At 40.3% G+C, this 22,397-nt stretch carries 17 protein-coding genes; 15 read left to right on the top strand and 2 right to left on the bottom strand.

The window, feature by feature from the left end:
* Positions 1–10: 10 nt before the first annotated feature.
* From V7266_RS24175 to V7266_RS24220, 10 genes are all read left to right on the top strand, one after another.
* Positions 11–1,000 carry a carbohydrate kinase family protein gene (locus tag V7266_RS24175; RefSeq protein WP_335471683.1) on the top strand — a complete coding sequence of 330 codons (990 nt, stop codon included), beginning with the start codon at positions 11–13 and terminating at the stop codon, positions 998–1,000.
* On the top strand, positions 997–2,472 hold the full coding sequence (locus V7266_RS24180) for a glycoside hydrolase family 32 protein (protein WP_335471685.1): 1,476 nt from the start codon (positions 997–999) through the stop codon (positions 2,470–2,472). The genes V7266_RS24175 and V7266_RS24180 overlap by 4 nt, the downstream gene beginning before the upstream one ends.
* A gap of 160 nt (positions 2,473–2,632) precedes the next feature.
* Positions 2,633–3,757: a Gfo/Idh/MocA family protein gene (locus tag V7266_RS24185; protein WP_335471686.1), complete on the top strand. Its 1,125-nt coding sequence runs from the start codon at positions 2,633–2,635 to the stop codon at positions 3,755–3,757.
* Positions 3,758–3,816: 59 nt separating this feature from the next.
* On the top strand, positions 3,817–7,608 hold the full coding sequence (locus tag V7266_RS24190) for a GH32 C-terminal domain-containing protein (RefSeq protein WP_335471687.1): 3,792 nt from the start codon (positions 3,817–3,819) through the stop codon (positions 7,606–7,608).
* Positions 7,609–7,822: 214 nt separating this feature from the next.
* Positions 7,823–8,908, top strand: coding sequence for a Gfo/Idh/MocA family protein (locus V7266_RS24195; protein WP_335471688.1), 1,086 nt, complete (start codon positions 7,823–7,825; stop codon positions 8,906–8,908).
* A gap of 309 nt (positions 8,909–9,217) precedes the next feature.
* Positions 9,218–10,231: a LacI family DNA-binding transcriptional regulator gene (locus V7266_RS24200; RefSeq protein ID WP_335471690.1), complete on the top strand. Its 1,014-nt coding sequence runs from the start codon at positions 9,218–9,220 to the stop codon at positions 10,229–10,231.
* 11 nt (positions 10,232–10,242) lie between these two features.
* On the top strand, positions 10,243–11,556 hold the full coding sequence (locus tag V7266_RS24205; protein ID WP_420489959.1) for an ABC transporter substrate-binding protein: 1,314 nt from the start codon (positions 10,243–10,245) through the stop codon (positions 11,554–11,556).
* Between the two features lie 211 nt (positions 11,557–11,767).
* Positions 11,768–12,997, top strand: coding sequence for an ABC transporter permease subunit (locus V7266_RS24210; RefSeq protein ID WP_335471741.1), 1,230 nt, complete (start codon positions 11,768–11,770; stop codon positions 12,995–12,997).
* Positions 12,998–13,039: 42 nt separating this feature from the next.
* Complete coding sequence (locus V7266_RS24215; protein WP_098530819.1) at positions 13,040–13,867, top strand: carbohydrate ABC transporter permease; 828 nt, start codon at positions 13,040–13,042, stop codon at positions 13,865–13,867.
* Positions 13,868–14,018: 151 nt separating this feature from the next.
* Complete coding sequence (locus V7266_RS24220) at positions 14,019–15,095, top strand: Gfo/Idh/MocA family protein (protein ID WP_335471692.1); 1,077 nt, start codon at positions 14,019–14,021, stop codon at positions 15,093–15,095.
* A gap of 342 nt (positions 15,096–15,437) precedes the next feature.
* On the opposite strand, the gene V7266_RS24225 is transcribed toward V7266_RS24220, so the two are convergent.
* On the bottom strand, positions 15,438–16,211 hold the full coding sequence (locus tag V7266_RS24225) for an AraC family transcriptional regulator (protein ID WP_335471693.1): 774 nt from the start codon (positions 16,209–16,211) through the stop codon (positions 15,438–15,440).
* Between the two features lie 126 nt (positions 16,212–16,337).
* Between V7266_RS24225 and V7266_RS24230 the strand changes: the two genes are divergently transcribed.
* The 5 genes from V7266_RS24230 (at position 16,338) to V7266_RS24250 (ending at position 21,751) form a co-directional block, all read left to right on the top strand.
* Positions 16,338–17,105, top strand: coding sequence for a sugar phosphate isomerase/epimerase family protein (locus V7266_RS24230; RefSeq protein ID WP_335471694.1), 768 nt, complete (start codon positions 16,338–16,340; stop codon positions 17,103–17,105).
* A gap of 106 nt (positions 17,106–17,211) precedes the next feature.
* Positions 17,212–17,937: a ThuA domain-containing protein gene (locus V7266_RS24235; RefSeq protein WP_335471696.1), complete on the top strand. Its 726-nt coding sequence runs from the start codon at positions 17,212–17,214 to the stop codon at positions 17,935–17,937.
* 1 nt (position 17,938) lies between these two features.
* Positions 17,939–18,967: a Gfo/Idh/MocA family protein gene (locus tag V7266_RS24240; protein WP_335471697.1), complete on the top strand. Its 1,029-nt coding sequence runs from the start codon at positions 17,939–17,941 to the stop codon at positions 18,965–18,967.
* 95 nt (positions 18,968–19,062) lie between these two features.
* Positions 19,063–20,031 carry a sugar phosphate isomerase/epimerase family protein gene (locus V7266_RS24245; protein ID WP_335471698.1) on the top strand — a complete coding sequence of 323 codons (969 nt, stop codon included), beginning with the start codon at positions 19,063–19,065 and terminating at the stop codon, positions 20,029–20,031.
* Positions 20,032–20,080: 49 nt separating this feature from the next.
* Entirely contained in the window at positions 20,081–21,751 is a 1,671-nt protein-coding gene (locus tag V7266_RS24250) for a glycoside hydrolase family 13 protein (protein ID WP_335471699.1), read from the top strand.
* Positions 21,752–21,816: 65 nt separating this feature from the next.
* Here the strand turns inward: V7266_RS24250 and V7266_RS24255 are convergent, their stop codons facing one another.
* A complete protein-coding gene (locus tag V7266_RS24255; protein ID WP_335471701.1) occupies positions 21,817–22,335 on the bottom strand; it encodes a DoxX family protein in 519 nt (172 codons plus the stop codon).
* Positions 22,336–22,397 lie beyond the last annotated feature (62 nt).

Consider the following 22,397-nt stretch of genomic DNA (forward strand, 5'->3'; position numbering starts at 1 on the left):
GTGAGTAGACATGTTCGATGTAACGGCACTGGGTGAAGTATTGATTGATTTTACGCCAGCAGGGAAATCAGAAAGTGGTGAAGTTCAATTTGAAAGGAATCCAGGAGGAGCACCAGCAAACGTTCTGGCAGCACTAGCTAAGTTAGGAAAGAAAACTGCGTTTATTGGTAAGGTAGGTAATGATCAGTTTGGTCATTATTTACATTCTGTATTATGTAAGAATAACATCAACACGAAGGGCCTTGTGTTCTCGAATGAGACAAATACGACACTAGCTTTTGTACATTTAGATGAACAAGGGGATCGGTCTTTCAGTTTTTATCGTAATCCTGGGGCAGATATGATGTTAAAGGAGCAAGAAGTCAATCTAGATTTATTAGATCATACGCGTATCTTCCATTTCGGAACGATATCAATGACACATGAACCTGCAGCATCTGCCACTTTAATGGCGATTAAGTATGCGAAAGAAAAGGGCCAACTCATTTCATTTGATCCAAATTTAAGAGTTAATCTTTGGGGAAATCTGATCCGTGCAAAGGAGATGTTTACTATTGGTTTGCGATATGCCAATATCTTAAAGGTCTCTGAAGAAGAGCTTGAATTTATTTCCGGCTCGAAAGATCCTCAAAGGGGTACGGCTTTTATCTATGATCGGTTTCATACCGAATTAATCTTCGTTACCATGGGAGGAGAAGGCTGCTTCTACCGTTTGGGAGAAAAGGTGGGAAAATGCAGTGGCTATAAAGTTGAGTCAATCGATACAACAGGTGCAGGAGATGCCTTTTTAGCAGGCGTTCTTTATCAAATTCTTGAGTTTAATCGTTCGCTATCTGAATTGACTTTAAATGATGTAAAACAAATAGTATTATTTGCGAATGCCGTAGGAGCCTTAGCAACAACGAAAAAAGGGGCAATCCCGGCAATGCCATTAATGGAAGAAATTAGCGCATTAAGAGACAGCCAAGTTTTAATTAAAAGGGGAATGGAATCATTATGATAAACGTTGATATGAAAGAAAAGTTTCGTCCGCAGTATCATTTTTCACCCGAATCGAACTGGATGAATGATCCAAATGGAATGGTTTATTATGCCGGGGAGTATCATTTGTTCTATCAGTACCATCCTTACGGTACGACATGGGGGCCCATGCATTGGGGGCATGCTGTAAGCAAAGATTTAATTCATTGGGATCACCTTCCAATCGCTATGGCACCTGATGAGCATGGAGACATATTTTCTGGCAGTGTGGTGGTCGATTGGAATGATTCAACAGATTTTTTTAAAGGTGCATCTGGACTTGTAGCCATTTTTACACATGCGGATCAATATCCGGATTCAGACCGTCCAAGACAAAGGCAGAGTCTTGCCTATAGTACAGATCGTGGACGTACTTGGACTAAATATGAAGGAAATCCCGTCTTAGTGGAGGAATCAATTACAGATTTCCGTGATCCAAAAGTATTTTGGCATGAAGAAACCAATAAGTGGATTATGATTCTTGCTGCAGGAAACCATGTTCGGTTCTATACTTCACATAATCTAATGTCTTGGGAGTTTGCAAGCGAGTTCGGTTCCCAATCCGGGTCCCATGCTGGTGTATGGGAGTGTCCTGACATCTTCAAATTACCAGTTGTCGGAGTTGAAAATACCAGCAAGTGGGTAATGATCGTTAGTATTGGCAACGACTCCGATTATATCGAAGGATCAAGAACGCAGTACTTTATAGGTCAATTTGATGGTATATCGTTTACAAACGGGAATACGGATGACACTGTTCTTTGGCTGGATCATGGAAGAGATAATTATGCCGGCGTAACTTGGTCTGATATCTCGCGTGAAGATGGACGGCGGATCTTTATTGGCTGGATGAGTAATTGGAAATATGCAAATGAAACACCAACCGTCGGGTGGAGAAGTGCCATGTCCCTTCCGAGGGAGTTAACATTAAAAGAAACCTCTGATGGCGTTAGACTTATTCAAACTCCGGTGGCTGAGCTTGAAAAAATCAGACGGGAAAAACGGACATGGAATCAGCTCATCCTAGAACCAGAGAAAAATGTATCACTTGACGTTGCTGGAGAACAGTTAGAAATTATAGCTGAATTTGAACTGCAGTCAGCAACAGAATTTGGTATCAAAATTCGGAAATCAGATTCGGAGGAAACCATAATAGGATATGACACTGTAAATGAATTCCTATTTGTTAATCGGATTAACTCGGGAGTTACTGAATTTAACGAATATTTTCCTTGTATGCATGGAGCCTCATTAAAAACAGAGAATAATTTACTGAAACTGCACATTTTTGTTGATCGTTCATCCGTCGAGATTTTTGCGAACAATGGCCAAGTGGTAATCACGGATTTAATCTTCCCTGACCCTAAAAGTACAGGGATTGAATTATATACCACAAATAAGAATGTTAAATTAGCCTCGTTAGTCATCGTTCAATTGGCTTCGATTTTTTAATGACTACATCCAGTCTTGTTTTTTCTGAACTGTTGAAGTTAATTGTTATTTCAAATTAAATGTAAATGAATTATTTGAGTAAGGGCAGATTTCAACCTGAGTGAACCTGCCCTTTTTCAGCCATTAATTGAGTATAAAACACTTAATAGGAGGGTATTTCATGCAAATAGGCTTTATTGGATGTGGAGTTATTTCAATTGAGCATGTTGAAGGATTAGCGGAGTTAAAGAACAAAGGACTGGAAACATTTGAATTGTCAGCAGTCTGTGACATTCAGGTTGAAAGAGCTGAAAATTTTTCTATAGAGGTGGAAAAAAGGTTAGGTAAACGCCCTGCTGTATATTCTGATTATCGTGTGATGTTAGAAAAAGAACAATTAGATGCCGTTTCTGTTTTGATTAATCATGATTTGCATCATTCAGTAGCTGAAGATTGCTTTGCTGCGGGAGTAAATGTGCAAATGCAAAAGCCCTTAGCAATTTCCCCTTCTTTTGGTCAGAAAATGATTTCTGATGCCAAAAAGTTTAATCGTGTTCTAACAGTTTCAGAACCAAGTGTGTTAGGTGCAGCAAATATTGCGATGGTGAATGCTGTAAAAGATGGAATAATTGGTTCTGTTTCTTTAATTATGGATTATGCGACAGTTTCTTTAAATCGAGGATTTTTCGCGGGTACTCCGTGGAGGCATATGAAGGGTAAGGCTGGGGCTGGCTGGATTAATGATCATGGTGTACATCGAACACACTTCTTCACTGAAATTAATGGTGCGATTAATGAGGTTTTTGCTTATAAAGAAATTTTTGAAAAAGAATTAAGTAATGGTGAGGTGACAATTAAACCTACTGGAGAAGATACTGCGGTTACTGTATTTAAATTTAATAATGGGGGACTTGGACATTGGATGTGTGCCACATCGGCTCATGGTGAAAGAACCGGAGGTGTATGGATTTATGGGAATAAAGGATGTCTTCGTCCAGGACAGCATGTAGCACTTGATGATGGAAGAAGAATTTTGATACCAGAATTAATAGAAAGATATGCATCGGATATTGTTAAACATCCATTTGCCCATTCCTATGTGGAATTATGGGATGCAATAGTTAAAAATAAGACACCTATTTCTAGTGCTCAAAGAGGCCTAGAAGCATTGGGCGTTGTATTTGCTGCACTAGAATCCGCAACAATTGGCCAGCCAGTCAAAGTTAAAGACATCCTAAATGGTAAAAAGCACAAGTATGAAGATACGGTTTTTGATGAGATGGAATCTAGAGAAGTGAATTTATAATCGAGCTCTAATAAAAATATGAATCTAGTAATTAATGTAATTGGAAGAGAGGGCAAAGGATGAAATCGACTTTGGAAAAATGGACTTTTGTATTTTTGTCAATCGTGCTTATTACGGCTGCAATGGGAACGATTTTTACTCATCCTACGACAGGCAGGGCAACTGAATCGACAGAAAGCGGGGAGGGTTCAACTATTATTAAAAACACAACCAAAGCAAATACGAATCTAACAGACTGGCAAGTGAAAGGGAAAGGCACATTAGAAGACACAGAACAGGGACTTTTGCTCACTTCAGAATCTAAAGAAAATGTCATGGCGATATCGGGTGTTACAACTGAAGATTTTATTTATGAAGCAGATGTAAAAATCATCGACAAGAACGCAGACGCCACAATAGTGTTCCGATCAAATGAAGATGGGTGGGACTCGTACATGCTGCAAATCGTGCCAAATGCGGGGATTATTCGTCTTCGTGATGCTCGTGATGAGTCGAGATTAAAAGTCGAACACCAAGTGAACCTGCAAGAAGGAGAGATCTATCATCTGAAGGTAAAGGCGGTTGGTGAACATCTCCAAGTTTATTGGGGGGATCATTATGCTCCTGTCATTGATGTTCATAACGATTTATACAAGAAGGGGTTACTTGGTCTTAACGTATGGGATGGATCTGCCTTATTCCAAAATGTAAACGTTAGCAAACTATCTAGTAATCTAGGCTCTTCTCAATATAAGGAAGGAAGCTGGGAACCAGCCATCAAAGGTCTAAAGGGAATGGCCGTTGATGGGGGGGAAGCCAAGCAAATCTATAATAAGAGTGAAAGCGACTTTGTTCTTGAAGGAAATATATCATTTGACCAAGATCTATCGGAAGCTGGCCTTTTATTTCGCACAAATGAGCAAGGAACTACGGGTTATCTAGCGGTACTTATCAAAGAAGGAAACTCGGTCAAAGCTCAATTGGAGAAAGCGGACGGTACTGTACTTAAAACATCAGACCACATTTATAAAACTCAAGAAGGTACCATACACCATCTTGAAATTATCACAAACGGCAATCAAATTGAACTTTATGTTGATGGGGATACGGATGCAGCAGTAAAGGCGACGGATGCGAGTTACAGCACAGGCTTTGCTGGTTTTACCGTTGTATCAGGGACTGCATACTTCCAAGATACTTATCTAGTTCCAGCATCAAGCTATTATACGGAAAAATATCGGCCAGACTATCATTATACTCCGGCTCGTGGATCTGTAAGTGATCCGAATGGACTCGTTTATTACGAAGGAGAATATCACTTATTCCATCAAGATGGAGGAACTTGGGCTCATGCAGTAAGTAAAGATTTGATAAATTGGAAGCGCCTTCCTATTGCTTTGCCATGGAATGATTACGGACATGTATGGTCTGGTTCTGCCATAGCAGATGTAACAAATGCCTCCGGTTTATTCACTAATGCTGGTGGTAAAGGGCTGATTGCCTACTATACTTCATTTAACCCAGATGGACCTAATGGTAATCAGCGGGTTGGTCTTGCTTATAGTACTGATCAGGGACGTACTTGGAAATATTCAACAGAGCACCCTATCGTTATCGAAAACCCGGGCAAGAATGGCAACGATCCAGGCGGCTGGGATTTCCGTGATCCGAAAGTTGTTCGTGATGATGCAAACAATCGGTGGGTAATGGTAGTATCCGGAGGAGACCACATTCGCTTTTTTACATCTACAAATCTAATTGATTGGAAGCTTACGGATAATTTTGGTTATGGAGATTATGTTCGTGGTGGTGTCTGGGAATGCCCTGATCTCTTCGAACTTCCGGTCGAAGGTACAGGAGAGAAGAAATGGGTTCTGATGTTCAGTACAGGTGCCAATCCGAAGACGCAAGGATCCGATGCAGAGTATTTTATTGGTAATCTAACATCTGAGGGTAAATTTATTAATGATAATCCAGCGGGTGCAGTACTGAAAACGGATTACGGGAAGGAGTTCTACGCCTCGACGTCCTTCACTAATATGCCAGATAACCGTCGTGTGATGTTGGCCTGGATGACTAACTGGGATTATCCATTTGCTTTCCCAACAACAGGCTGGAAGGGACAACTGACCATTCCGAGAGAAGTAAGATTGGTGAAAACAGACAAAGGGATAAGACTTGCACAAGCTCCGATTAAGGAACTACTGTCGATTCGAAATACTATTTTCCAGACAGAGAACAAGGTAGTCAATCCGATTGATGCTTCAAACGTGCTGAAGGGAATCTCTTCAGGAGCTTTCGAAATAGAAGCTGAGATCGAAATCCCTGCTGACAGTAAAACTAGCGAATTTGGATTTCATGTTCGTGTAGGGGCTGGCCAAAAAACGGTTGTTGGGTACAAAACAGAGGACAAACAATTATTTGTTGATCGTGCCGAGTCAGGAGAGACTGATTTCTCTAGCCTTTTTTCTACTTTACATGAAGCACCTTTAAAACCAAATAATAAACGTATCAAACTGAATATATTTGTAGATGATTCTTCGATTGAGGTATTTGCTAATGATGGCAAAGTAGTTTTATCTGATGTCATTTTCCCTGATCCATCGAGTCGCAGCATGAACTTCTACACAAAGGGTGGAGAGGTGCAGGTTGTATCCTTAAATGTACACTCGTTATCCAATATTTGGAATCCGTACGATGATGATGATACCAGTATTGTCATGGATTCAAATCAAAGAGAGATGAATATTGGTGATTCTCTCACTTTATTTGCTTCCGTGAAAAATGGAAAAGGAAGGGGAACTAAGCCACTTGAGTGGAAATCGAGTAATCCGAATGTAGTGAAGGTTGCCTCCGCAGCTGACTCCAAAGCCGTGCTTAAAGCAGGAAGCAAAGGAGAAGCGACAATTACCGCCACTTTACCAAATGGAAAGGCTTCTGCAAGTGTAGTGGTAAGAGTGTACGATGGTGAATTTAATACAAACCTGACTGGATGGAAATCTGATCTTTCAGCCTCTCACTGGACCGTTACCGAAAATGGAATTCGTGGTACGTATACAAGTGATGCAAACTATGTGGCAAAGGAAGCAGCGGGAGACTTTACGTATGAAACAGATATGATGCTGGGACAATCGGGCGGAGCAGGTTCTATTCTTTTCCGGGCAAGTGAGGATGGCAGAAGCGGTTATTACTTCAATATTGATCCTAATATGAAATCGTTCCGTCTTTTTTACAAGATTGACGGCCGATTTGAGGATCGTATGATCATTGCAAAAGTCCCCACCTTTATTCAACCTGGAAAAACGTATAAGGTGAAAATCGAAGCAAAAGGTCCTCACATCCAGATTCATGTAGATAGTCAGAAAATTATCGATTTACAGGATGGGACCTATGCAGAAGGTCATTTTGGTTTAAACGTGTTTGGAGGTCAAGTTTCCTATCAGAATGTGAATGTCAGCAATCTGTCTTCAGCAGATTTAACTGTTACAAGCTTTACAAATAAAGTGCTAGGCAAAGCGCTTTTTACAGGTAAGTCAGAGAACGGTGAGCCTGTGACAATAACTGATGCCGACAAGGCTACAGATTGGACTTTAATTCCAACTGGTGACGAATACGGTTCTTATTCGATACGTACTGAGGAAGGCAGGGCACTTGACCTTGATACGGGGCAAAATAAAGTTCAGCTCTATAATTATCTGGGCTATAACAATCAGCGCTGGATTCTTACAAAAAATAAGAATGGGACTGTAACAATTACATCTGTTCATAACGGGAGGGCACTTGAAATATCCGCAGAGGGGTTGTTGACACTAAACGATTGGAATCCAGATTTGGAGCGCCAGCAGTGGACCCTTTCATCTGCAATTAGATAATATCCAAAAAAAAGCATTCGAAGTGCGTACCGCGCGGGATGCTTTTTCTTTTTCGTTCGTAGAAAGCTGATGCAAAAATAGCAAAATAGTATATGTTTTCATTAGATGGTCTATGTTTTATTTTCGTTACACGAGATAAGATATGTTTATGATTTTAAGCGCTTACTTAGTAGGAATAGTATAGAGGATGAAAATGGGTTGGGAGGAATAGAACATGACAAAAAAATTACGCGTTGCCATCATCGGGTGCGGTGGAATTGCAAAGGGAAAGCACTTGCCAAGTCTGGCAAAGCTTTCACAAATCGAAATGGTGGCTTTCTGTGATATTGAAGAGGATCGTGCTGTTGAGGCAGCTTCAAAATATGGAACCGAAGATGCTGCGATCTATGTGGATTATCTAGAATTGTTAAAGGACGAGACCATCGACGTAGTCCATGTATGTACGCCTAATGATTCTCATGCAGATATCACCGTCGCAGCATTGGAAGCGGACAAACATGTTATGTGCGAAAAACCGATGGCCAAAACAGCATCAGATGCCAGAAGAATGGTAGAGGCAGCCAAGCGGACTGGGAAGAAATTAACAATCGGTTACCAAAACCGTTTCCGTACTGACAGTCAATATCTGCAAAAGGTATGCGAACGCGGAGATTTAGGAGAAATCTATTATGCGAAGGCGCATGCGATTCGCCGTCGTGCGGTGCCTACATGGGGAGTATTCCTTGATGAAGAGAAGCAAGGCGGAGGCCCGTTAATCGATATCGGAACGCATGCGCTCGATTTAACCCTGTGGATGATGAACAACTATAAGCCCAAAGCAGTTTTAGGAAGTACATTTCATAAGCTTGGGCAGAAGAAAGATGCAGCAAATGCCTGGGGATCTTGGGATCCAGAGAAGTTTAAGGTAGAGGATTCAGCCTTCGGTTATATTACGATGGAAAATGGTGCAACCATCATGCTTGAATCCAGCTGGGCCATTAATATGCTGCAGACAGGAGAAGCCAAATGTACGCTGTGCGGGACAGAAGGCGGAGCAGATATGTGGGATGGCCTTCGCATCAATGGGGAAGATTTCAGCAAGTTGTATACAAATCAAATCAATTTAGATGCAAAAGGTGTTGATTTTTATGACGGGGAAACGGAGGGTGCAGCCGATCTAGAAGCAAGACTGTGGATTGAAAGTATCTTAAATGATACCGAGCCGGTCGTAAAACCTGAGGAGGCACTAGTAGTTACTGAGATTTTAGAAGCTATCTATAAATCGGCGCAAACTGGAGAGGCCGTTTATTTTAATAAATAAACAAGCAGCTGGAGGGAACTCTTACAACCCATTTTTTTAAATCAGTAGCAAGAAGAATTATTCAAAATTAATAGAATTGTAATTAAAAGAAAATGACACTGGTTTGCTTGTTATCAAACTGGGGTCATTTTCTTTTATTTCTAGCTAGATTTTAAAGCATAAAAATATTTTTTGAAATCTATAACTTATCTGAAAATATGTATTGCAATCGGAAGAGTAATCTATTAAAGTAAAAATGTAACCGCTTACTGAAATCGATTACAACTAGAGAGAATATTTTTTAAAAGGAGGGAAAAGGGGGGATTTTGTTTGGCAACAATTGCCGATGTAGCAAAAAGAGCAGGACTTTCAAGGGCTACCGTTTCAAGGGTGCTTAACAACCATCCAAATGTTACAGAAGATAAAAAAAGGTTAGTTCGTGAAGCAATGGAGTCGTTAAAGTATGTTCCAAATACAACTGCTCAGCGGCTCCGGAACCAAAGAACAGACACCATTGCCATACTAGTTCCAGTTCTTACAAATCCATTTTTCGCCTATTTGCTGGAAGCGATGGATATGGTAGCAACTAAGAACCATCTTCAGTTACTTATTTGCCAAACGAGGTATAGCAAACAGAAGGAAATGGATTTTTTAGAGCTATTAAGAACAAAACAAGTAGATGGTTTAATCTTAACTTCCTATGAAAACGAGTGGAAACAAATTGAGCCATATTCAGCGTTTGGCCCCATGGTCTTATGCAATGAATATGAAAGAAACACAAAGGTGCCAATCATTCGTATGGATCAATTTGAGGCAAGCTACATAGGAACACGGCACTTGATTGAACAAGGCCATATAAGAATTGCATGTACCTGTGGTGATAAAAGTAATTTAGCAAAGGATAGACAAGCTGGGTACAGAAAAGCACTTGTGGAAACAGGAATTTCGGTTCAAGAGGACTGGATCTTCTCTAATGTATTCGACATCGAAGACGGTAAAAGGGTATTAAGAACGATTATGAATTTGAAAGAAGCACCTACAGCCGTTTTTACAGGAAGTGACCAGGTGGCAGCCGGAATGATTATGGCTGCCAAGGCGTTAGGTAAAAATGTACCTGATGATATCGCCATCATTGGTTTTGATGACCAGCCGATTGCCAGGGTGGTAGAGCCGGCTCTTACAACCATTAGACAACCAATCGAAGAACTTGGAAAGACAGCAATGGAAGTAATGATTGATTTCATTGCCTTTAAGAAAGAAGTCAACCACCAGGAGATTCTATTACCCTATGATTTGGTAATTAGAGATTCAACTATGTCAAAATTGAAATCGATTTCAATATAGGGGGAATAACGTTGAAAAAGTCGAAAAAAGCAAAACTTCTAGCCGTATTTGCTACATTATCCTTGGCACTTGCTGCCTGTAGTTCCGATCAAACCAGCACAAAGGAAAAGCCAGCTGGCGACAAAACAAAGACAGCAACTGAGCAAAAAGTAAAAATTGTCTATGCACGCGGGAAGGATGTAACTAAAGGAACTGAAAAAGTGGTGGAGGCTTTTGAAGCAACACACCCAAATATTGATATTGAGTTCCGAGAAATGCCCTCTGATACCGGAAAGCAGCATGATGCATATATAACGGCTTTCAATGCAAAATCTTCCGAAATTGATGTTATTGATATGGATGTAATTTGGCCTGCTGAATTTGCCCAGGCTGGCTATGTGCTTCCACTTGACCGTTTTATCCAGCAGGATGGAATTGACCTAAATGAATATAACCAGGGAGCTCTTGGTGCAGCCCAGTTTAACGGGAAACAATGGGCCCTTCCTAAATTTGTTGATGCAGGTCTACTATACTATCGAAAAGACTTAGTTAAAGAAGACGAAGTTCCAAAAACATGGGATGAGTTATTGGCAAAAGCAAAAGACAAGAAGGGACAAGGCAACACAAAATTTGGTTATGTTTTTCAATCGAAACAGTACGAAGGGCTTGTATGTAACGCTGTAGAATTTGTCGCCTCATATGGCGGAGCGTTTATCGATAAAAATGGGAACGTAGCCGTGAATAGTCCAGAAGCAATCAAAGGTTTAAAGAAATTAGTTGAAGTTGCCAAGTCTGATGTAGTACCTGGTAATGTCACAACCTTTACTGAGGTTGAATCAGACCAAGCCTTTATTGAAGGACAAACCGTATTCTTACGTAACTGGCCATATGAATATGCTAGTGCAAATGACAAAGAGAAGTCCAAGATTGTAGGTCAGGTAGGTGTAGCTCCGCTTCCAGCAGGTGACAAAGGATCTGCTGCGGCACTAGGCGGTTGGATGGCTGGTATCAATAAGTATTCCAAGCATCCGAAAGAGGCTTGGGAATTCTTAAAGTTCATGGCGGGAGCAGAGGGTCAAAAGATTGATGCAATCTACGGCGGACATGCTCCAACAATTACAAAGCTATACCAAGATCAAGAGATTCTTAAAGCGAACCCAACTTTTGCTGATAAAGGCTTCGTAGATGGTTTAAGTGCAGCAGTTTCTCGACCGGTCGCTCCTAATTATCCAGAAATTTCAGAGATTATTCAAATTAATATTTCAAAAGCAATTGCAGGGGAACAAACTGTTGAACAAGCGGCTCAAAATATGGAAAAAGAAATGAAGGCAGCCCTTAATAAATAATATTTAAAAGCTAGGATTAGCCTTTTCCTTGGGGGGGGCTAATCCGTTTAAATCCCTAAAAAAAGGAGGGGTTAACGTGAAAAATAGTGCCCTTAAAGTAGAAACTGATGACTATAAAGCATCGGTTAGAAAGACTTCTTTTACCCCGAAAAAGAAAAGAAAAAAACTCTTTACTGAGAAAACGGCCGGGTATTATCTTGTGGCACCTGCTATGATTTTAATCTTCCTCATTGCCATTTGGCCCGTCTTGCAATCTTTTTATTTCAGTTTGTTTGATTTAAGATTAAACAATCCCACTAAATCGGAAGTCCATTTAAGTTATAATCTCGACCTAGAAAGATATCTGAATAACTATCCGTTTTTAATCGGAACCATTGACAATGAAATAAAGAGTGGGAATGGCGCCGAGGAGCTTCAGCCCATAAAAGATCAACTGCAATCCATAGATAAGATGATTCGCAGCAGATCTGAGATCAGCACAAAATATGATTCCGTAAACGATAAGTTAATGAATTTTGAGCAGGTGAACTCTGAGCTTAGCATTGCAAAAATTGATAAAAAAATGGCAAAAGAATATGAAAATACTTCTGAAATTATTAATAATAAAATGAAGAAATTGTCCGGCAATGTTAAGTTCACTCAAGAAAAGAAACTCCTGGGTTTAGCCGCAGGATATGGAGATGCGCTTATTCAGCCTAATTTTATCGGTTTGCAACATTACAAAGATAATTTAACAGCTATCAGAATGTGGAAGGCGATTGGAAATACTACTACATTTACGATTATCTCTGTCCTTGTGGAGCTTGTTCTTGGACTAGCGATTGCCCTTTTGATTAATAAGGCTTTCATTGGACGCGGGCTTATTAGGGCGAGCATTCTGATTCCTTGGGCCATTCCGACTGCGGTATCCGCCCTTATGTGGAAGTTTTTATATGATGGGCAAAATGGCATTGTCGCCAAAATTTTTGCAGATATCGGGTTGGTGGATAAGATGGAAAAACTTCTTGTAACTGACACCGGTGCCATGTTTTCAGTCATCTTTTCTGATGTCTGGAAGACCACTCCATACATGTCTTTGCTGTTATTGGCCGGGCTTCAAACCATTCCAGACTCACTTTACGAAGCAGCTTCCATTGATGGTGCAGGTAAATGGAAGCAATTCATGAAAATTACATTGCCTTTGTTAAAGTCAAGCATACTTGTTGCACTGCTATTTAGAACACTAGACGCTTTTCGTGTTTTTGACTTAATTTACGTTCTAACTGGCGGCGGTCCTGCTAACTCTACTGAAACCATTTCTATCCTCGCTTATAAGGTGATGTTTTCTCAAACTAATTTTGGTGACGGTTCTGCCCTTTCTGTCATTGTATTTATATGCGTAGCCATTATTTCAATGATTTATATTAAGTTTTTGGGCAGAGATTTACTAAATGACAGATAAGGGAATTCGACAGTACACCATTTTTTAGGGGGGAATTTTAACATGCAGAAAAAAGCAAGCCCATTCTTTTATGTGTTTCTTATCGTGTTTGTATTTGTTGTAATGTTTCCATTTTTATGGATGCTGATAAGTTCAATAAAACCAGCTACTGAATTGTTCGGGGACAAGGCATTTACTCCCTACACCTCCCATCCGACAATGGAAAATTATAAATCCGTTTTCTTTGATCATCCGTTTTTAAGATATTTATGGAATAGTACGGTGGTTTCAACTATTACAACTGTGTATGCCGTTACAGTTGCGTCATTTGCTGCTTATGCCATTGCGAGGCTTCAATTTAAAGGAAAAACTTTTATTCTTGGGATTGTACTATCTGTCTCGATGTTTCCACAAATCGCAACCATTACACCAATTTATATCTTTTTAAAGAACCTTGGACTCACCAATTCCTATTTAGGATTGATTATTCCTTATTCAACCTTTACGCTGCCGTTGTCTATTTGGATATTAGTAACCTTTTTCCGCAAAATACCGCTAGATCTTGAAGAAGCGGCAAAAATAGACGGAGCTACTTTAATGCAAACTTTTTGGAAGGTCATCATGCCGCTTGCAGTACCAGGAATATTTACAACCGCTATCCTTGTTTTCATTGCAGCATGGAATGAGTTCTTTTTTGCCCTTACCATCAATACAGATGATAAGTATAAGACGGTACCGATTGGGATTGCTATGTTCCAGGGACAATTTACCATTCCATGGGGTGAGATTGCAGCCGCTACAGTTGTAGTAAGTGTTCCACTGGTTATTATGGTGCTAATCTTCCAACGAAGGATTGTATCCGGTTTAACCTCGGGTTCAGTTAAAGAATAAATAGCAAAATAGTTCATCTTTTAACTATATAATCTATGTTTTAATTCGCATATCCATAATAAGATGGAATCAAATAAGAAATGTTTTTATAAGTTTATGAAAATACCAAAAATGCATGTAGGAGAATAGGTGCAAAAAAGGAGAAAATAAGATGACGAATAAAAACTATCATTTAGTTATTGTTGGTTATGGTGGTATGGGGAGCTATCATGCAAAGCTATTAAAAGAAAACCAAAACATTGAGGTCGTTGGAACCTATGACCTATCTGAGGATAGAAGAACAGCTTCTTTGGCAGATGGCTACAAGGTCTATGAAAGTTTATCTGCTGTTTTGTATGACGATGTTGTTGATTTTGTTCTAATTGCTACCCCTAATGATGTACATAAAGAAATTGCCATCGCAGCTTTGAACGCAGGTAAGAATGTAATTTGTGAAAAGCCGGTGACTATTTACAGTGAAGAGTTACTTGAAATTATGGAAGCGGCAAAAATTAATGACCGTGCCTTTATTGTCCACCAGAACCGCAGGTGGGATGAAGACTTCCTAACGATGAAAAAGATTTACGACGAACAGATCATCGGAGATGTTTTTCATATCGAATCACGTGTTCAAGGAGCAAATGGTATTCCTGGAGACTGGCGTCACTTGAAAGAATATGGCGGCGGGATGCTTCTTGACTGGGGTGTCCATTTATTAGATCAGCTCTTATTTATGGTTGATAGTAAGATTACGAGTGTCTTTGCTAATTTAAGTTATATTTTGGGGGACGAGGTAGATGACGGATTTCAGGTGTTTATCACATTTGAAAACGGTATCACTTCATTGATAGAGGTTGGGACATCCAACTTCATTCAACTTCCGCGTTGGTATACAAAAGGAACCAAAGGTACAGCAGTCATTAACGATTGGGATATTAATGGTAAAATTGTCACTCAGAATCTGGGCGAAGTAGAAGCCCCAAAACCGATTAAAGCTGGACAGGGCTTAACGAAGACAATGGCACCTCCTTCTGAAAAAGCTGTGAGTACATCCGATTTACCTAAAGTAGAAAAAACAATGGAAAGCTTTTATGAAAATGTTGTTTCAGTAGTGGCAGGAAATGCAGAACCAATCGTGAAAAACGAGGAAGTTTTGCGTGTCCTACGATTAATGGAAACGATTTTTAAATCAGCCGAAACTAACCAAGTCATTAAAGACCTTGATCTTGTACCTTCAAAATTGAATTAAGTTAGTTTATAAGAAATGGAAAGGGCTAGAAAACTGGTGTATTCTAGCCTTTTTCAAAAGATAAGAAAGTATAAATTTCGACTTCGAGAATTGTCCAGCTCCAGGCGCCATCGGCTCGAGGTCACAAGCTTATCCAGTTGCGGCTCCTTGGTACTCTATACTTTAGCCACCCCCTGAAGAAGGCAAAAAGCGCCTTCTTGCAGTGTGCGTCTTAGTCTAGGGTCCCAGGGCAGTCGCCTCCACATTTAGGTCAATCCGTCCAAAAGGTTAAGGAACAACCTTTCAGCCGGCTCGTCTTGTGCTTGTCGCTGATAGGCGGGCGCCTTGCGCTTTTCTTATATATTATTCAAGCCGGCGGTACATACCTGGGGCAACCCCATACTTCTTTTTAAATACTCGATGAAAATAGGGATAGGTGCCAAAACCGCAGTCTTCCGCAATTTGTTCGAGTGTATGAGTAGTGTACTTCATCCGTTCAAGGGCAGCTGCCAAACGGATTTCCTGTGTGTATTCCATGATGGTTTTTCCAACACTGCTTTTAAAAAGATGAACAGACCGGGAGACACTCAGTCCTGCATGTCGTGCTACATCCTCTACTTTTAATAAGGTTGTGGCATGCTCCTCAATGTACCTCATCATCCGTGTTACTGGATAGGGATAATGGTAAGAGGGGACTGTTTCACTAACTGCGCGTTCTAGCGTTAAACAAAGGGCTCGGATTAAATAGTCAGCGAGTTCTTCGTTTTGACTAGAGTCAGGGCGGCGTTTTTCAATCATAATTTGGCGCCATAGGAGCAGCAGTTTCTCGTCCAAATCAATTCGAGAAACGGGAGGTTTATCAGAGCGGTTCCACCATTCGTCGAGCCACTTTCCCTCACATCCGATGTGATAGTCTCCGCTGATTTGCCCTTCATTGACTAGAAGTTCGTAATGATCGCCTGGTTTAATTAGAAGGAGATCGCCCTTCATAAGTTCTAGTTTTGTTCCTTTTACGACTACCTCGCATATCCCTTCTGTTTGTAGTCGAAAAAGATAGGATGGGTATCCGGTTTTATGTTGGGAGTGGTATCCCTTTGTATGATAGGAATAGCCGCAAAAAAGTATGTTTGTAGTCATAATTTTCCTCTTCAAAAAAGATAGCAGAATAGTAGATGTTTTAATTATATCATCTATGTTTATTAGTAGAAATACAATATAAGATGTAATCAATTAAGCTAGGTTTTTAGAAACGGAGGACTAAGGATGAGAAAAATTCCAGTAGCAGTACAAATGTTCACATTACGGGAAGAATGTGCAAAAGATTTTGCAGGGACTTTAAAAAAGGTGGCAGAGCTAGGGTTTGATGGGGTTGAGCTTGCTGGTTACCATGGGTTAACAGCGATTGAAATTAAAGAGTTATTAGATCAGCTTGGACTTAAGACAGCTGCCTGCCATGTGCCGCTTGATCAATTAGAAAACAATCTGGCACAGGTTATTGAAGATCAAAAGATATTAGGAAGTAAATATGTTGTGTGTCCATATTTAATGCCAGATCGACGCAGTGAAAGTGACTACATAAACCTAATTTCGTTTTTAGAACATGCGGGTGAAATTTGTCGCCAGGAAGGGATTTCTCTTTGCTACCATAATCACGATTTTGAACTTGAGCGTTTATCTGATGGCAGGATGGCACTTGAAGCCATTTTTGATGAAACAAACCCTGACATCGTAAAAGCAGAGCTTGATATTTACTGGCTGACAAAAGCGGGACAAAAGCCTGCAGAGTGGATCGAACGATATCAAAATCGAACACCGCTGATTCATCTAAAAGATATGACGACCGATGTCGAACAATTCTTTGCGGAACTTGGCACAGGCGGGGTTGACCTAGAAGCTGTGCTTAATAAGGGTGAACAAGTTGATATTCAGTGGTGGGTCGTAGAGCAGGATATGAGCCGGCGTACCCCTCTTGAAAGTATTGAAATTAGTATCAATTATTTGAAAACAAAGCTCTGCGTCTCTAGTAAATAAATTTGTTCAATATTTTTCACCCTATTTGTCAATGTAAGCAGTTTCAATTATTCTGGTATTCTCTAAAATAATAGATAAAGTGAACAATGAGAGGGAGTGTCCAAGCATGTTGAACGTAACTGTATGGAATGAAAATCGACATGAACAAAAAGATCCAGTCGTAAGGGATCTTTATCCTAAAGGTATCCATGGAACCATCGCTGAGTTCCTTCAACCTGAAGGCATTGATACAAGAACCGCTACTCTTGATGAGCCCGAACATGGTTTGACGGATGATGTTCTAAATAACACAGATGTATTAGTTTGGTGGGGGCATGTCGCTCATAGTGAAGTAAACGATGAAATCGTCGAGAAGGTCCGCCAGCGTGTCCTAGACGGAATGGGGCTGATCGTTCTTCATTCCGGACATTTTTCGAAAATTTTTAAGACCTTAATGGGAACAAGCTGTGATTTAAAATGGCGCGAAGCGGGCGAAAAGGAACGCCTTTGGGTCGTGAGTCCGAGTCATCCCATTACAGAAGGAATCCCTGAATATATCGAGTTAGAGCATGAGGAAATGTACGGGGAGCATTTTGATATCCCGCAGCCTGATGAACTAATTTTCACCAGCTGGTTTGAAGGCGGCGAAGTATTCCGCAGCGGCTGTACTTACAAGCGTGGCAACGGCAAAATATTTTATTTCAGACCAGGTCATGAAACCTATCCAACCTACCATAACAAGCAGATTCAGCGTGTCATTATCAACGCGGTGAAATGGGCCGAGCCTGTTAAACGAGAACGGCCGGTCTACGGAAATTCTAAACCACTCGAACTAATTAAGGGAGGAATTTAATTTGAAAAAGATTAGAGTAGGCGTCATTGGCTGCGGCAGTATCGCCCAGTATCGTCATTTACCAGAATATCAAGTTAATCCAAATGTAGAGCTTACAGCCGTTTGTGATATCAATCAAGAGCGGGTAATCGAAACAGCTGAAAAATATGGTGTTCTTTCCTATACAGATTATAACGAGCTGCTGAAAAGTGGTGAGGTGGACGCGGTAAGTGTTTGTACACCAAACTATCTCCATGCTCCGATCACCATTGCTGCTTTAGAGGCAGGTCTTCATGTCCTTTGCGAGAAGCCAATGGCAACCTCTAAAGAAGAAGCTGAAGCGATGATTGCGGCAGCTGAAAAAAACGGAAAAAAATTAATGATTGGTCATAATCAGCGTTTTGTTCCGTCCCATCAAAAAGCCCGCCAGCTGATTGCAAATGGAGAAGCCGGCAGAATTTACAGTTTCCGTACAGCGTTTGGTCACGGCGGCCCAGAAGGCTGGAGCGTTGATGGAAAAGAGAGCTGGTTTTTTGAAAAAGAAAAGGCCTTTGTCGGTGCTATGGGTGACTTAGGTGTCCATAAAACAGATTTATTGCGCTATGTATTAGGGGAAGAAATTGTTGAAGTGGGTGCCTTTGTTGAAACGAACGCAAAGGATTTTGCTGACGTGGATGATAATGCCGTTTGTGTATTGAAAACAGAAAGCGGCATCATCGGTACACTTGCCGCAAGCTGGGCTTATACCAGCAAGGAAGATAACTCCACCATTATTTACGGTGAGAAGGCAATCCTTCGTTTAGAAGATGATCCAATAAATTCTCTTGTTGTTCAATATAGCAATGGCGAAGTAGTCAAATATGAACTAGGTAAAATTCAATCGAATGATGCGGGAGGTCAAAACAATACCCATGTCATTGAGCATTTTGTAAATGCTATTCTGCTAGATGAAGAGCCTGTGGTATCTGGTGAAGAAGGAATGAAATCGCTAGAGGTAATTCTAGCAGCTCTTAAGTCAGACGAAACGAAGCAAATTGTCAAAGTAAGATAACTATTAAAAACTAGAGTTGGCAGCAAACATAGCGGTCAACTCTGTACTATTTAGTGTGATGGATATAACGTTAATAAAAGTGAGGAGATTATAATATGAAACTAGGCGTCTTTACTGTCTTATTTGCTGAAAAAACATTTGAGGAAATGTTAGATACTGTTCAAAAGGCTGGTTTACATGCAGTTGAAATTGGCACCGGCTGCTACCCTGGAAATAGCCACTGTGATTTAGATTTACTGCTAGAAGACGAAAATGCAAGACGTGAATATATCCAAAAAGTGGAGGAGCGTGGATTAACCATCAGTGCGTTTAGCTGCCATGGTAATCCAATTTCCCCAGAAAAAGAATTTGCTCAAAGCTCACATGAAACACTTATAAAAACTATTAAATTGGCATCATTACTGAATGTACCAGTAGTAAATTGTTTTTCAGGTACAGCAGGTGATCATGAAGGAGCAAAGTATCCGAACTGGCCTGTTACCCCTTGGCCAAATGAATATGGTGACGTCAAAAAATGGCAATGGGAAGAAAAGCTGATTCCATATTGGAAGGAAGTTGGCCAATATGCTCAAGACAACAATGTCAAAATTGGACTTGAACTACATGGCGGCTTTTTAGTGCATACCCCATATACATTGTTAAAATTGCGTGAAGAAACCTGTGATGCGATTGGAGCTAACTTAGACCCAAGTCACTTATGGTGGCAAGGAATTGATCCTGTAGCTGCAATTAAGATTTTAGCAAAAGAAAATGCTATCCATCATTTCCATGCAAAGGACACATACATTGATCAAGAAAATGTGAATATGTATGGGTTAACGGATATGCAGCCATATGGAGAAGTACGTTCACGGGCGTGGACGTTCCGTTCGGTTGGCTGTGGACATGGTTTAAAAGAATGGTCTGATATGATGAGCGCCCTTCGCACATATGGCTATGATTATGTGGTTAGTATCGAACATGAAGATCCAATCATGTCGATTGAGGAAGGGTTTACGCGAGCTGTAAGTAATTTAAAATCTATCTTAATTGAGCAGCCTGTTTCACAAATGTGGTGGGTATAACTCATAAGAAAAACATCTAAGAAAAACATCTAAGAATTAGAGGTGCCATATGAATAAAAAGTGGTGGAAGGAAAGCGTGGCCTATCAGGTTTATCCTAGGAGCTTCGTGGACAGCAATGGTGACGGGATTGGTGATCTAAAAGGGGTGACTTCCAAGTTAGATTACCTAAAAGAGCTTGGCATCGATGTGATTTGGTTATCGCCAATGTTCAAATCTCCTAATGATGATAATGGCTATGACATTTCCGATTATCAAGATATCATGGACGAATTTGGCACGATGGCTGATTTTGATGAGCTCCTTGAAGGTGTTCATCAACGCGGGATGAAATTAATTTTAGATTTGGTTATTAATCATACAAGTGACGAGCATCCTTGGTTTATTGAGTCCCGCTCTTCCAAGGATAATCCAAAGCGCGATTGGTACATTTGGCAAGATGGTAAAGACGGTAAGGCACCAAATAACTGGGAATCCATTTTTAGCGGACCGGCATGGAGATATGATAAAGAAACAGAGCAATATTTTATGCACATCTTTTCACCACGCCAGCCGGATCTAAATTGGGAAAATCCTGAGGTTAGAAATGCATTATATGACATGGTCAATTGGTGGCTCGATAAGGGAATAGATGGATTCCGTGTCGATGCGATTTCTCACATTAAAAAAGAACCTGGATTCCCTGATATGCCAAACCCTGAGAATCTAGACTTTGTCCCATGCTTTCCGAAAATGATGAACGTGGATGGTATTGATGAATTCCTAACCGAATTCTCACAAAAAACCATTAAAAACTACGACATTATGACGGTTGGGGAAGCGAACGGTGTTGGGCTGGACGATGCGGATAAATGGGTCGGTGAAGACAACGGCTACTTCAATATGATCTTCCAATTCGAATTCTTAGGTCTCTGGGATAAGGATGCAGATGACCGTGTGGATGTACGTGCCTTGAAGAAGAATCTGACCAAATGGCAAAAAGGGTTAGAAGGCAGGGGATGGAACGCCTTATTCATTGAAAACCATGACCAGCCGCGCAGAGTTTCAAGCTGGGGAAATGATCGCAAGCTTTGGAAAGAAAGTGCCAAAATGCTGGGGGCATTATACTTTCTGATGAAAGGCACACCGTTTATTTACCAGGGTCAGGAAATTGGAATGACCAACGTCCAGTTTCCATCGATAGAAGATTATAATGATGTTGGAATGGTTAACTATTACAAGGTTGAAACGGCAAAAGGCCGTACCCATGATGAAATTATGGAGATTATTTGGAAGCAGTGCCGTGACAATGCCCGGACTCCAATGCAATGGGATGCTACTAATATGGGAGGATTTACAACTGCTAACCAAACATGGCTGGGGGTAAATCCAAACTATAAAGAAATTAATGTCGATTCACAATTAAACGATCCTGATTCTATTCTATCTTATTATAAAAAGTTGATTCAATTACGGAAAGAAAACCCGTTGTTTGTATATGGAACTTATGAGTTGATATTGCCGAATCACAAGCATTTATTTGTTTATATCCGTCGTCTTAGCGGCCGGAAAGCGATTGTAATTAACAATTTCAGTGAAAAATCAACGAGATTTAAGATACCAGCAAGTGTATCTTATTCTGTTTCCGAATTGGTATTAAACAATTATGAAGGAGCAGATAAGAAATTAAGAAGAGAAATAACCCTCAAGCCTTATGAATCAAGGGTATATTTGTTGAAGTAAGAAGGGGAATTTTTCATGATAAAAGACGATTCGAAAATCCGAATCGTCTTTTATTCTATCTTTCTTTACACAGTTGCTTTTGTTTTTTCAGGACCTGCATTTTTATTGCGCATTTTTCTGAAGAAAGGAACCACCCAACGGTCTAAACCGATTCTGCCAGCATTGTAGCCTGCTGTTAAAATGATGAAGCCTAAGAAAATGTCTCTAGGATTATGAGATACTGTTCCCGCTAGGAAGAAAGTGAAGTTCATCACTAGACCAAAGAACATGGCAGCAGTTGTTAAGCAGCCTAAGATTAAGCCTAAACCGATTAAAGTTTCTCCCCAAGGCACGATTACATTAAATACATCCACATTTGGCAATGCAATATGCTTTAAGAAATCAACATACCAGCCGAATACAACCGCACCATCCGGTCCTTTTACTGGATTTGCAATCGCCCCTTTTAAGAACCCAGAAGCATCAAAGCCGCCGCTTGTTAATTTTCCAAGACCTGCAGTGAACCAAGAGTAGCCAAGGTATAAACGTAAAACCGTTAGGATATAAGAAGCAATTTTATTTTCTCTTAAAAACTTGTTAAACATAAATGATTCCGCCCTTCAAATTTTGATTGTTCTTTATGGTTCTACTATATTCTGTTTATCAC

It is taken from the genome of Neobacillus drentensis, assembly GCF_036965645.1.
Classification (GTDB): Bacteria; Bacillota; Bacilli; order Bacillales; family Cytobacillaceae; genus Neobacillus; species Neobacillus drentensis_D.

Excerpts from the sequence above, each read along its gene's own strand:
- V7266_RS24245 (WP_335471698.1), top strand. The coding sequence starts at position 19,063 with ATGAAACTAGGCGTCTTTACTGTCTTATTTGCTGAAAAAACATTTGAG.
- V7266_RS24175 (WP_335471683.1), top strand. The coding sequence starts at position 11 with ATGTTCGATGTAACGGCACTGGGTGAAGTATTGATTGATTTTACGCCA.
- V7266_RS24235 (WP_335471696.1), top strand. The coding sequence starts at position 17,212 with ATGTTGAACGTAACTGTATGGAATGAAAATCGACATGAACAAAAAGAT.
- V7266_RS24210 (WP_335471741.1), top strand. The coding sequence starts at position 11,768 with ATGATTTTAATCTTCCTCATTGCCATTTGGCCCGTCTTGCAATCTTTT.
- V7266_RS24185 (WP_335471686.1), top strand. The coding sequence starts at position 2,633 with ATGCAAATAGGCTTTATTGGATGTGGAGTTATTTCAATTGAGCATGTT.
- V7266_RS24190 (WP_335471687.1), top strand. The coding sequence starts at position 3,817 with ATGAAATCGACTTTGGAAAAATGGACTTTTGTATTTTTGTCAATCGTG.
- V7266_RS24225 (WP_335471693.1), bottom strand. The coding sequence starts at position 16,211 with ATGACTACAAACATACTTTTTTGCGGCTATTCCTATCATACAAAGGGA.
- V7266_RS24220 (WP_335471692.1), top strand. The coding sequence starts at position 14,019 with ATGACGAATAAAAACTATCATTTAGTTATTGTTGGTTATGGTGGTATG.
- V7266_RS24215 (WP_098530819.1), top strand. The coding sequence starts at position 13,040 with ATGCAGAAAAAAGCAAGCCCATTCTTTTATGTGTTTCTTATCGTGTTT.
- V7266_RS24255 (WP_335471701.1), bottom strand. The coding sequence starts at position 22,335 with ATGTTTAACAAGTTTTTAAGAGAAAATAAAATTGCTTCTTATATCCTA.
- V7266_RS24195 (WP_335471688.1), top strand. The coding sequence starts at position 7,823 with ATGACAAAAAAATTACGCGTTGCCATCATCGGGTGCGGTGGAATTGCA.
- V7266_RS24180 (WP_335471685.1), top strand. The coding sequence starts at position 997 with ATGATAAACGTTGATATGAAAGAAAAGTTTCGTCCGCAGTATCATTTT.
- V7266_RS24250 (WP_335471699.1), top strand. The coding sequence starts at position 20,081 with ATGAATAAAAAGTGGTGGAAGGAAAGCGTGGCCTATCAGGTTTATCCT.
- V7266_RS24230 (WP_335471694.1), top strand. The coding sequence starts at position 16,338 with ATGAGAAAAATTCCAGTAGCAGTACAAATGTTCACATTACGGGAAGAA.